General features: G+C 65.6%; 13 protein-coding genes. 5 read left to right on the top strand and 8 right to left on the bottom strand.

Features of this window, described 5'->3' with window-relative positions:
• Positions 1–70: 70 nt before the first annotated feature.
• The 7 genes from ACZ5R1_RS16025 to ACZ5R1_RS15995 all read right to left on the bottom strand — a co-directional run bounded on the left by ACZ5R1_RS16025 (position 71) and on the right by ACZ5R1_RS15995 (position 5,924).
• Positions 71–1,168 (bottom strand): ABC transporter ATP-binding protein, encoded by a 1,098-nt coding sequence (locus ACZ5R1_RS16025; RefSeq protein ID WP_007159282.1) that lies wholly within the window; start codon positions 1,166–1,168, stop codon positions 71–73.
• Positions 1,169–1,187: 19 nt separating this feature from the next.
• Positions 1,188–2,021: a carbohydrate ABC transporter permease gene (locus tag ACZ5R1_RS16020; protein ID WP_007159281.1), complete on the bottom strand. Its 834-nt coding sequence runs from the start codon at positions 2,019–2,021 to the stop codon at positions 1,188–1,190.
• A 10-nt stretch (positions 2,022–2,031) separates the two neighbouring features.
• A complete protein-coding gene (locus tag ACZ5R1_RS16015) occupies positions 2,032–2,964 on the bottom strand; it encodes a carbohydrate ABC transporter permease (RefSeq protein ID WP_007159280.1) in 933 nt (310 codons plus the stop codon).
• Positions 2,965–3,086: 122 nt separating this feature from the next.
• Complete coding sequence (locus ACZ5R1_RS16010) at positions 3,087–4,412, bottom strand: ABC transporter substrate-binding protein (RefSeq protein ID WP_027602667.1); 1,326 nt, start codon at positions 4,410–4,412, stop codon at positions 3,087–3,089.
• A 215-nt stretch (positions 4,413–4,627) separates the two neighbouring features.
• Positions 4,628–4,942: a hypothetical protein gene (locus ACZ5R1_RS16005; RefSeq protein ID WP_027602668.1), complete on the bottom strand. Its 315-nt coding sequence runs from the start codon at positions 4,940–4,942 to the stop codon at positions 4,628–4,630.
• A 143-nt stretch (positions 4,943–5,085) separates the two neighbouring features.
• The gene (locus ACZ5R1_RS16000; protein ID WP_115946013.1) at positions 5,086–5,331 is read right to left on the bottom strand and encodes a hypothetical protein; all 246 of its coding nucleotides are present in this window, start codon (positions 5,329–5,331) and stop codon (positions 5,086–5,088) included.
• A gap of 152 nt (positions 5,332–5,483) precedes the next feature.
• On the bottom strand, positions 5,484–5,924 hold the full coding sequence (locus tag ACZ5R1_RS15995) for a hypothetical protein (RefSeq protein WP_042135893.1): 441 nt from the start codon (positions 5,922–5,924) through the stop codon (positions 5,484–5,486).
• 302 nt (positions 5,925–6,226) lie between these two features.
• Between ACZ5R1_RS15995 and ACZ5R1_RS15990 the strand changes: the two genes are divergently transcribed.
• Positions 6,227–7,036, top strand: coding sequence for an inositol monophosphatase family protein (locus tag ACZ5R1_RS15990; RefSeq protein ID WP_115946015.1), 810 nt, complete (start codon positions 6,227–6,229; stop codon positions 7,034–7,036).
• 102 nt (positions 7,037–7,138) lie between these two features.
• Complete coding sequence (locus ACZ5R1_RS15985; protein ID WP_464712537.1) at positions 7,139–7,465, top strand: DUF1090 domain-containing protein; 327 nt, start codon at positions 7,139–7,141, stop codon at positions 7,463–7,465.
• A 6-nt stretch (positions 7,466–7,471) separates the two neighbouring features.
• Here ACZ5R1_RS15985 and ACZ5R1_RS15980 read toward each other — a convergent pair whose 3' ends face one another.
• Positions 7,472–8,038 (bottom strand): histidine phosphatase family protein, encoded by a 567-nt coding sequence (locus ACZ5R1_RS15980; RefSeq protein WP_027596965.1) that lies wholly within the window; start codon positions 8,036–8,038, stop codon positions 7,472–7,474.
• Between the two features lie 267 nt (positions 8,039–8,305).
• Between ACZ5R1_RS15980 and ACZ5R1_RS15975 the strand changes: the two genes are divergently transcribed.
• From ACZ5R1_RS15975 to ACZ5R1_RS15965, 3 genes are read left to right on the top strand one after another with little or no spacing between them, the layout of a single operon-like run.
• Positions 8,306–8,755: a FecR family protein gene (locus ACZ5R1_RS15975; protein WP_007159271.1), complete on the top strand. Its 450-nt coding sequence runs from the start codon at positions 8,306–8,308 to the stop codon at positions 8,753–8,755.
• Positions 8,752–9,384 (top strand): OmpA family protein, encoded by a 633-nt coding sequence (locus ACZ5R1_RS15970; RefSeq protein ID WP_027602672.1) that lies wholly within the window; start codon positions 8,752–8,754, stop codon positions 9,382–9,384. Before ACZ5R1_RS15975 ends, ACZ5R1_RS15970 begins: the two co-directional genes overlap by 4 nt.
• 10 nt (positions 9,385–9,394) lie before the next feature.
• Entirely contained in the window at positions 9,395–11,392 is a 1,998-nt protein-coding gene (locus tag ACZ5R1_RS15965; RefSeq protein ID WP_464712536.1) for a CHASE2 domain-containing protein, read from the top strand.
• Positions 11,393–11,528 lie beyond the last annotated feature (136 nt).

Raw genomic sequence — 11,528 nt, 5'->3', positions numbered from 1 at the left:
GATGGCGATCCTGCAAGGCGGTGCCCCGGGCGCGCGTAGGGCGCCGACGGGGCAGGAAAGGGGAGGGGGGTCAGGCGGCTTTGCGCAGCAGCGGCGCCACGGCGCGGCCCTGCTCGTCGAACAGGTGGCAGAAGTCGACGTCCAGGGCCAGGCGCTGGCGTTCGCCGTAGGCAACGGCACAATCACCCGGCACGCGCACGGTCAGCGGCTCCTCGGCCTCGGTGACCATGTGGCAATAGGTGTCACTGCCCAGGCGCTCGGCCACATCGCTGATCACCGGCAACTGGCCGTCGGCGGCCAGGCGCAGGTGTTCCGGACGAATGCCCAGGGTCACCGGGCTGCCGACCGCCAGGTCGTCGCCGCGGCGCGGCAGGTGCAGGCGCGGACCGGCCGCCAGCTCCACCTCGACGCCCTGGGCGTCGGTGGCCGCCACCTTGCCCTTGAGGAAGGCCATCTTCGGCGTACCCAGGAAGCCGGCGACGAAGAGGTTGGCTGGATGGTGATAGAGCTCCAGGGGCGAGCCGACCTGCTCGACGCGGCCGCCGTTGAGCACCACCACCTTGGTCGCCAGGGTCATGGCTTCCACCTGGTCGTGGGTCACGTAGATCATGGTGGCCTGCAATTCCTGGTGCAGGCGCGCCAGTTCCAGGCGCATCTGCACGCGCAGGGCGGCGTCCAGGTTGGACAGGGGTTCGTCGAACAGGAAGATCTTCGGCTGGCGGACGATGGCGCGGCCGATGGCCACCCGCTGGCGCTGGCCACCGGAGAGCTGGCGCGGCTTGCGCTCCAGCAGCGGCGTCAGCTCGAGGATGCGGGCGGCGTCGGTGACCTTGCGCTCCACTTCCTGCTTGTCGATCTTGGCCAGGTCCAGGGCGAAGGAGAGATTCTTGCGCACGCTCATGTGCGGATAGAGGGCATAGGTCTGGAACACCATGGCCAAGTCGCGCTTGGCCGGCGACACCTCGGTGATGTCGCGACCGTCCAGTTCCAGGGTGCCGCTGGTGACCTCTTCCAGGCCGGCGATGAGCCGCAGCAGGGTGGATTTGCCGCACCCGGACGGGCCAACGAAGACCACGAATTCGCGGTCGTTGATGTCGAGGTCGACGCCCTTGATGATTTCCAGCGAGTCGAAGCCCTTGCGCAGGCTGCGGATTTTCAGATTGGCCATGACAGGAGTCCTCTTGTTCTTATTTCACCGCGCCGAACGACAGGCCGCGGACGAGTTGTTTCTGGCTGATCCAGCCAAAGATCAGGATGGGTGCGCAGGCCAGCGTCGAGACGGCCGACAGCTTGGCCCAGAACAGTCCCTGGGGACTGGAGTAGGAGGCGATCAGCGCGGTCAGCGGGGCGGCGTTGGACGAGGTCAGGTTCAGCGACCAGAAGGCCTCGTTCCAGCAGAGGATCAGCGACAGCAGCATGGTCGAGGCGATGCCGCCCTTGCTGATCGGCAAGAGCACCCGGACGATTTCCTGGTAGGTGGTGGCGCCATCCAGGCGCGCCGCCTCGAGGATGTCCTTGGGGATGTCCTTGAAGTAGGTGTAGACCATCCAGACCACGATCGGCAGGTTGATCAGGGTGTAGACGGCGATCAGCAGCAGTCGGCTGTCGAGCAGTTCGAACTGCTTGGCCAGCAGGTAGATGGGCACCAGCACCCCGACCGCCGGCAGCATCTTGGTGGACAGCATCCACAGCAGCAGGCGCTGGGTGTTGCGGGTCTCGTGGAAGGCCATCGAGTAGGCCGCCGGCAGCGCCAGCAACAGACTGAGCAGGGTGGCGCCAAAGGAGATCACCACCGAATTCAGCGCGAAGTGGAAGTAGTCGCTGCGCGCCTGGATGGTCAGGTAGTTCTCCAGCGTGGGCATGAAGAAGAATTGCGGCGGCGTGGCGAAGGCGTCGATCTCGGTCTTGAAGCTGGTCAGCACCATCCAGAAGATTGGGAAGAACAGCACCAGGGCCACCAGCCAGGCGAGCAGGCCCAGCAGCAGGCTCTGCAGGCGCCGGGATTGCTTGAGCGTCAGCATGTCAGGGTCCTCACTGTTGGGTCAGGTTCTTGCCAAGCATCCGCACCAGGATGATGGCGGCGATGTTGGCGATGAGCACGGCGATCAGGCCGCCGGCGGAGGCCAGGCCGACGTCGAACTGCAGCAGGGCCTGGTTGTAGATCAGGTAGGCGAGGTTGGTGGAGGCGAAGCCCGGACCGCCACTGGTGGTGGTGTAGATCTCGGCGAACACCGACAGCAGGAAGATCGTCTCGATCATCACCACCACGGCGATGGGCCGCGCCAGGTGCGGCAGGGTTAGGTGCCAGAAGATGGCGACCGGACCGGCGCCGTCCAGGCGGGCCGCTTCCTTCTGCTCCTGATCCAGCGACTGCATGGCGGTCATCAGGATGAGGATGGCGAAGGGCAGCCACTGCCAGGACACGATCAGGATGATCGACAGGAGCGGGTGGGTGGCCAGCCAGTCCACCGGGGTGGCGCCGAACAGTTTCCAGATCGCGGCGAGGATGCCGGAGACCGGATGGAAGATCAGGTTCTTCCAGATCAGGGCGCTGACCGTGGGCATGATGAAGAAGGGCGAGATCAGCAGGACGCGGACGATGCCGCGACCGAAGAATTCGCTGGCCTCCAGCAGCGCCGAGATAAGCACGCCGAAGACCACGCTGATCAGCAGCACGCTGCCCACCAGCAGCAGGGTGTTGGTCATGCCGGGCCAGAAGCCGGCATCGGTGACGAAGTATTCGAAGTTTTCCAGGCCGACGAAGGCGTGCTCGCCGGGGTAGAGCAGGTTGTAGCGGATCAGCGAGAACCAGATGGTCATGCCCAGGGGCACCAGCATCCACACCAGCAGCAGGGCCACCGAAGGACTGATCAGGAACCAGCCGGGACCGGCGCGACGGCGTTGACGACGGGCGGGAGCGGCAGGGGATTCGACGACGGGCGTCTTGAGGGTGGAGGTCTGCATGGCGATGCTCCGCAAGGCAGTGGGCCGTGACGAGGCGCTGGCGTCTCGCGACGCCAGCGACGGATCAGGCAGGGAAAGCCGCTAGGCCGGGGGCCGCGTGGTGCGGACCCCGGGCTCCAGCGCTACTTGGGATAGCCGGCGCGCTTCATTTCCCGGGCGGTGGACTGCTGCGCCGCCTGCAGGGCCTGCTCGACCGACATCTGCCCGGTGAGGGCCGCGGCGAACAGCTTGCCCACCGAGGTGCCGATGGCCTGGAACTCGGGAATGGTCACGTACTGGATGCCCACGTAGGGCACCGGCTTGGCCGAGGGATGGGCCGGGTCGGCGTGCTGCAGCATGTCCAGCGAGACCTTGGCGAAGGGCGCCGCGTCCATGTAGGCCTGGCTGTAGGTGGACTTGCGGGTGCCCGGCGGCACGTTGGCGATACCGTCGGTGTCCGCGACCAGCTTGGCGTAGTCCTTGGAGGTGGCCCAGGTCACGAAGGTCTTGGCGGCGTCCTTGTGCTTGGAGGAGGTGGGGATACCCAGCGACCAGGCATACAGCCAGGACGAGCCCTTGTCGGTGACCTCGCGCGGCGAGCCGGCGAAGCCGACGCTGTCGGCGACCTTGCTCTGGCTCTTGTCCATGGTGAAGGAGCCGGCGACGCTGGCATCGACCCAGATGGCGCACTTGCCGCTGTTGAACAGCGCCAGATTTTCGTTGAAGCCGTTGCTGGAGGCGCCGGGCGGGCCGTACTTCTTCATGTTGGTGACGTAGTAGTTGGCCGCCGCAGTCCATTCCGGACCGGTGAATTCCGGTTGCCACTTCTCGTCGAACCAGCGCGCGCCGAAGGCGTTGGCCATGGTGGTGACCAGGGCCATGTTCTCGCCCCAGCCGGCCTTGCCTCTCAGGCACAGACCGTACTGGTCCTTGTCCGGCTGGTGCAGCTTACCGGCGAATTCGGCGATCTGGGTCCAGGTGGGCTGGGCGGGCATGGTCAGGCCGGCCTGCTGGAACAGATCCTTGCGGTAGTAGGTGATGGAGCTTTCGGCATAGAAGGGCAGCGCATAGAGGGTGCCCTTGACCGACAGGCCTTCGCGAACCGACGGGAAGAGGTCGTCCAGGTCGTAGTTGGCGGGCAGGTCCTTCATGGGCTCCAGCCAGTTCTGGGCGCCCCAGAGGCCGGTTTCGTACATGCCGATGGTGAGGACGTCGAACTGGCCGCCCTGGGTGGCGATGTCAGTGGTCAGCCGCTGACGCAGCACGTTTTCTTCGAGCACCACCCAGTTGAGCTTGATGTCGGGATGCTGGTCTTCGAAGGTTTTGGACAGCCGCTGCATGCGGATCATGTCGCTGTTGTTGACGGTGGCGATGGTGACCGTTTCGGCGGCCTGGAGGGCCAGCGAGAAGGTCAGGCCTGCAGAGAGGGTAACAGCGGACAATAAAAGCGCTTTTGGTGTTGTTTTCATCTTGCACTCCGCGTCCTGTGCAACTGCAGCAGACGCTTTTCTTGTTGTTGTAACCCACCACGCGGCCGGCTGTGACGGCCTTTGCAGCGGAAGCCACGGACCGATTACAGCCCGTTGCCGCCCGGGAAACAAATGCTGAAAGACACCAAAATCGGTATTTTTTTGCACATCCCTGCAGGGCTGCGCGGGACCGCCGGCACGGCCAGCGGCTCTGCCTAGAGGCTTTCCGCCTTGACCTTGGTGATGCCGTCTTCGCGATAAAGCTGCAAGGTTCCGGGGGTGGATTCGATCACCCGCTCGTTTTCGATGAGAAAGGAATAGACCGGCGTCGCGCTGCCCGGCGCGCGCAGGTTGCGGTATTCGTAGACCATCAGGCGATCGAGCTGCGCGACCCGCTGGGGTGCGCCGAAACTCTGCCGGAGCTGTTCCTGGGTACGGCCGCCGAATTGCGACGGATCGGCCGGGGGCGGGGTGGGAGCCGAGCTGCAGGCCGATAGGGCGGCGAACAGGAGAAAGGACAGGCGTTTCATGACGGCTCCGCGTGCAGGTTGAAAGGGCAGAGGAGTTGAGCTGCCCGTAGAACCAGACGGACCTGCAAAAACGGGATTCATTCCCCGCGCGGTATGAAAAAGCATACGAAAGGGAAGCCATCCGTCGACATCAATCCAACGGACTAGAATACCCAGCGTTGCTCTTGAGCAAAGGTCTGATGGTCGTTAAGCCAGCGGGCGCTATTGACTGGCTGCCGACTGTCACGCAGCTGGGCGTCAACTTTGGTAGGGATGGCATCGGTACTTAACTGGGGGACCTGAAGGGTGAGGTCCGCCAGCTTGAGCGGGGGTATCGCGGGGAGGGAGGCTGCTTCGCCATTGAGGGCGGCAAAGGTCACGACGACACTGGCCAGAATACGAATTCCCATTCCTTGGGTCTCCTGGTAGATCCGAAGCGCGAATCTACCATTCCACTGCCTATTTGGTTCCCGGTTAGTCCGACGTTAAAGCGCAGTTGTGATCCTGTTCGTCATTCTGTTTTCGAGCGGATCACACGACTGACAAGGCGATGGCGCGTCACTTAGGCGACGGGTACCGCGTCGCGGTGCTTGGCCGCCAGATAGGCGAACAGCGGCGGGCAATCCGACACCAGGCTGACCAGGGTCTGGCCGGCGGCGGGCTCTTGCCGCAACAGCACCTTTTCACCCCGGGCATTAAGATAGAGGGTGTATTCGGGGGTGCTGGACTGGGCCATGAATCCCTCGCCCATCAGCGCACTGCCCAGGGCCATTCGCTGCGGCAGGTTGCAACTGCCCTGCCACTGGAAGGCGCGGATTCCGAGGTTTTCCAGGGTTTCGGCGACGGCGCAGTCGATGCTCAGCGGCGGATGATCGAACAGCGGAAATTCGCGCGACAGCAACTCGAGGTGGCGTTCCAGACATTCGAAATGCTGTCTAGGTATCAGTCGCCGCAATTGCTGCAGCTGACCATTGCCGTGGAATAGCGAAGTTTGTGCGGTCATGGCGTCCTCCCGGTACAACGAGCTCTCACTAGTTCTGACGGCCGCGCGCGGATTTGGTGCGGTCCGCCGCTGCATTTCGCCGTCCTGACTGCCAATACCCGACAGCCTGCGCTCCCGAGATGACACGGCCATTACCAGGGGCCTCTAGTCGGACCTTTGCCGACATCGGCCAAAAATGGCTAGGGTGCCGCCGCGGCCTGACAGCGGTCCGCTGCAACCCTGGTGTGCGCCAGGCTCGCGACTATTCTTTTCCTCAGGCGGAACTGGCACCCTGGCGCCTTTTCCCCGTTCCAGGAGTGTCCATGACCGCCATCGCCCCCGCCATCGCTGAACGCTACCGCGCTGTCCAGGACATCGCCCGGGAGGCGGCGCAGCTCGGCCTCGACTTCTATCGTCGGCGCGCGGCGCTGCAGGTGGACCACAAGGGCAGCGACCTGCAGGACGTGGTGAGCATCGCCGACAAGACGCTGGAGGACCTCATCCGCCAACGCCTGAGCGAACGCTTTCCGGAAGATGGCCTGCTGGGCGAGGAGGGCGGTGCCACCGACCTCTCCGCGCCCTACCTCTGGGTCATAGATCCCATCGACGGCACCGCGCCCTTTCTCAACGGCCTGCACAACTGGTGCGTGTCCATCGGCCTGATGCACGAGGGCGATCCCTTGCTCGGCGCCATCATGGATCCGAATCACGACGAACTCTTCCATGGCCTGCGCGGGCACGGCGCCTTCGTCAACGACCAGCCGCTGCGCGTCCATGCGGCCACCGAGATCCGCCAGGGCCTGACCGGACTGGGCACCACCCACAGACGCGGCAAGGAACACTTCCTGCCGTTCGTGACCGGCCTGCTGGCCGAGGGGGGGCAGTTCTTCCGCAATGGCTCGGGCGCGCTGATGACCGCTTACGTCGCCGCCGGCCGGCTGATCGGCTACTACGAGACCCTGATCCATGGTTGGGACTGCCTGGCGGGCCTGGTCCTGATCCGGGAGGCGGGCGGTCGTCACAACGCCTTCCTGCGCAACGACGGCCTGGTCAATGGCAATCCGCTGCTGGTTGCGGCGCCTGGCGTCTACGACCAGCTCGCCGCCCTGGTCGGACCGTCGCTGGACGGTTGAACGGGAAGAGTCAGGCGCTGGCGGATTTCAACGCCCGGAGGAAGACATATGACAAACCGAGCCAAGGCAGTGCTCGTGGCGGCAAGCCTGCTGCTACCTGGCGTGGCAGTTGTAGCCGACGGGGGCTGCGCGGCGAAACGCCTCACGCTGGAACGGCAGATCGCCCAGGCTCAGGCGCAAGGCGATGCCGGACGGCTGACAGGATTGCGGCGAGCACTCGACGCGGTGCAGGCGCACTGCACCGATACCGGCCTGCGCCAGCAGCGGCTGGAAGTCATCCAGGCCCGCAGTCGCGAGGTGGCCGAACGGGAACGGGATCTGCGCGACGCCCAGGCCAAGGGCGACGCCGACAAGATCCGGGTGCGGAGCAGAAAGCTGGCCGAGGCCCGCCGTGAGCTGGAAGAGGCCCGCGCCAAGGCGAGCCGCTGATCGAACTCAACGCCTCTCCTTGCGATAGATACTCGGCTTCCAGTAGTCCTTGAGCAGCAGATGCAGCGGCCCGCGCCAGCCACGCTTGCGCAACTGCCAGGCGATCAGCACGTTCATGATGCCGTGCCCCAGCAGCAGCACCGAACCATGGCGTTCGGCCAGTTCGATGAGGCGATCGGCCGCCTGGCCGGCACGCACCGAGGAGCTGCCGATGGATTCGGTGTGGGCGGCGAAACCCAGGAACCAGGCGGATCTGAAGAGCAGGCGCCAGGCCTTGACCGGCAGCCGCGGCGCATCCAGTTCCAGATAGGGCAGATGGGCTTCGGCATAGCGGTCATCGACCGGGCTGCCGGAACGCCCCATCAGGTACTCCAGCGAGCGCACGCAGCGGCCCAGGGGGCTGCTCACCACATAGCCCGCTTCCTGGGCCAGTCGCCGCGTCTCCGCGGGCTCCAGGCCGGCGGGCACCGGGGCTTTCTGGTAGCGCGCGACCCAGTCCTTCATCTCCCGCGGGGTGCAGCGAGCCTTGCTGGAAAGATCGGGTTTGCCGTGACGCACCAGAATGATCTGCATGAAAAGGTTACCTGGGAAAGATGCTCACTAGACCACTGCCCGTGCCGTTCGTCTCGCTGGGTCGTGATGGCATGGGTAGTGGCCAGGTGCCATTCGTACTACTTTGCGTGCCGCTTGGCTTGTTTATCTGGTAGAAGGTGATTGGGCTCACGAGTCTGGAGCCCTGACCGCTGCGCAGCAGGCCGCTTCAAGATGCCATCCGAGGTCCTGCCGGCAATCCGTCGCCCCAGCGACGGCCACGCCTTTCCATCCAGGGACCAGGAAAGCATGAAGACAACACTGTTCGCATTGGCGCTGCTCGGGCTGCAGCTGCTGGGTTCCCCGCAGGTCACGGCCGCGGAGGAGGAGCACGTGGCCCTGATCAAGAGCGTCTCGGGCAGCGTCAAGGTGCTGCGCCAGACCGCCAGCCTGGACGCCCAGGCCGGTACCACCCTGCAGGTGGCCGATCGCCTGCAGGCCGGCCCGGACGCCACCGCGGCCATCGTCTTTCTCGACGGTACCCTGCTCACCCTGGGCAACGGCGCCGACGTGCAATTGCGTGACTATCTCTTCGAACCCAAGAGCAGTCGTTACGGCTTCTCGCTGTACCTGACCAAGGGCTCCGCCATCTACTCGTCCGGCAAGATCGGCAAGGTCGCGCCCGACACGGTCAAGATCGAGACGCCGACCGCCACCATAGGCGTGCGCGGCACCCGCTTCCTGGTCCAGGCCCAATGACTGCCCTGATCGCTGTCGCGTCCCCTGGTCGTCTGCTGCTGAGCGTGCTGCTGTCCACGCTGCTGCTGGGCGGCTGTGCCAGCCCTCCACCACCGCAGACGCGGGTGATCCTGATGCCCGACGCCGATGGGCATGTCGGCGCCGTCTCGGTGACCAGCCCGGCGGGCCGCCAGGCCATCGACCAGGGGTTCGCCGAGGTCACGGTGGCCGGCCCGGGTCAGGCGCCGACCGCGGCCCAGGCGGTGGCCCAACCCCTCTTCGAACAGCAGCATCGTCAGGTGCTGGCGGCGCAGCCGTCGCCGCCCAAGACCTTCATCCTCAATTTCCTCTCCGACAGCATGGAGCTCACGCCGCAGTCCAAGGCGCTGCTGCCCGAGGTGCTGGAAACGGCACGGCAGCGCATCCCTACCGAGATTTCGGTATTCGGCCATGCGGACGGCTCGGGTGCGCCTTCCTACAACCTCGACCTCTCGGGGCAGCGTGCCCGCAAGGTGGCCGGTCTGCTGCAGCGACTCGATCCCAAGTTGCGCATCAACGTCGAATTCTTCGGCGATACCGTGCCCCTGGTTCCGACCCGTCCCGGCAAATCCGAGCCGCGCAATCGGCGTGTCGAAATCCTGATTCTCTAGGGTCGCGGGCATGAACTCCGTTGCGACCCTGCTGCGCCGGCGCGCGCCCTGGATGTTCCTGGTCAGCCTTGGCCTGTCGCTGGCCTTCGGCCTCGCCGCGCTGTTGCAATGGACGCCACTGCAGTACCTCGATCGCCTGGCCTACGACCAGCTCAGCCGCCTGGCGGCCAGCAACGAGGACGCCCGCGACGTCCAGGTGGTCAGCATCGACGAGGCCAGCCTGGCGGCGCTGGGGCAGTGGCCCTGGCCGCGCTATCGGGTTGCCCAGCTGCTCTCACGGATCGCCGAGGCCGAGCCGGCGGCGATCGCCGTGGACGTCCTGTTCAGCGAGCCGGACCGTACCTCGCTCAAGGCCCTGCAACAGAGTTTCCAGGACGACTTCGGCATGCACCTGAGCTTTTCCGGTGTGCCGCCGGAGTTGCAGGACAACGACGGCTATCTCGGTTACGTCATGGGGCAGACGGGCGCCGTCGGCGCCCATTTCTTTTTCCTCGATCTGCAGCAACCCGTCGCTGCCGCGCTGCGGCCAGGGGTGGGCTTCAGCGGCGCCCTTGACGCCCTCAGGCTGCCCAAGGCCAGCGGCGCGCTGGACAGTGTGGCCCCCATCGCCAGCCAGACGCGCTTCAGCGGCTTCATCAACAGCCAGCGCGACAGCGACGGCATCCTGCGGCGCGTGCCGCTGCTGCTCAGCTATCAGGGCATCATCCATCCGAGTCTGGCACTGGCCGCCACCCTGCGCGCCCTGGGGCTGAACGAGGGCGTGGTGGAGACCAGCCTGGCGGGTCCGATACTGCGGCTTGGCGAGCACCGCCTGCCGCTTGATCGCGAAGGCCAGGCGCTGCTGCGGCTGCACAGCGCCGCCGAACACTATCCGGAGGTCTCGGCCCTGGCGGTGCTCAGCGGCGCGGTGGCACCGGCCACGCTCAAGGGCAAGGTGGTCTTCGTCGGCGTCTCGGCCGCAGGCTTCAACGACCTGCACGCCACGGCGCTGGGACAGACCTTTTCCGGCGTCAGGCTGCAGGCGGCCCTGACCCAGGACCTGCTGGACGATGCCCTGGTACGGGTCCCGCAATTCTCCGGTGTGCTGCAAATGGCGTTGTGCCTGCTGGGCGGCCTGCTGCTGTCAGCCGGCTTCTTCTTCAACCGCAGCCAGCGGCGCTTCGTCCTCCTGGCGGCGGCGTCGATCGTCCTGCCGCAGCTGCTGGGCGCCTGGCTGTTCGTTCGCCATGACATCTTCCTGCCGCTGGCCGCACCCCTGGTGCTGGTAGGGCTGCTCACGGCCCTGGCGCTGGTCACGCGGATCGTGCTGGCGCGCCAGCACGAAGAGCGCTGGCGCCGGCAACTGGAACGCTCGCGCCAGGTCACCATCGAGTCCATGGCGGCGGTGGCCGAAACCCGGGATCCCGAGACCGGCGCCCATATCAAGCGCACCCAGCACTATGTTCGCGCCATCGCCGAGGAGCTGCGCCGTGCCGGCCAGGCGCCGGAATTGCTCACGCCGGACTACATCAAGCTGCTGTTCCTGTCCGCGCCCCTGCACGACATCGGCAAGGTCGGGGTGCCGGATGCCATCCTGCTCAAGCCCGGGCGGCTGACGCCGGAGGAGATGCAGGTGATGCAGCGGCATGCCGAATTCGGTCGGCAGATCATCCTCAGCACCGCCAGCCACCTGGAGGATGACAACTTCCTCGCCCTGGCCGCCGAGATCGCCAGCACCCACCACGAGAAGTGGGATGGCAGCGGCTATCCCAACGGACTGTCCGGTACCGATATCCCGCTGGCGGGGCGGATCATGGCGGTGGCCGATATCTACGACGCCCTGATCAGCCGGCGCTGCTACAAGGAGCCGTTCAGCCACGAAGACTCGCTGCAGATGATGCGCGAGATGCGCGGCAGCACCTTCGATCCCCTGGTGCTCGATGCCTTCCTGGCCATCGAACCGCAGATCTGCGCCATCGCCCAGCGCTTTCACGATGAAGGGGTGGGAGGGACCCGGCGTCTGGTTTGAATCCGTCCCCCTTCCTGCCGCCTCGCTCCTCGATTCCTGGTGCCTTCTCCCTCTCGCCGGCATCCAGCTCGTCATCCGGCTGGTTTGCCTACCGCTGCACAAGGCGGGGAGGGCAGCCGCTCATTTCTTGAAACAT

The organism is Pseudomonas sp. Pso3 (genome assembly GCF_055393275.1).
This window is presented reverse-complemented; position numbering and strand designations above follow the sequence as displayed.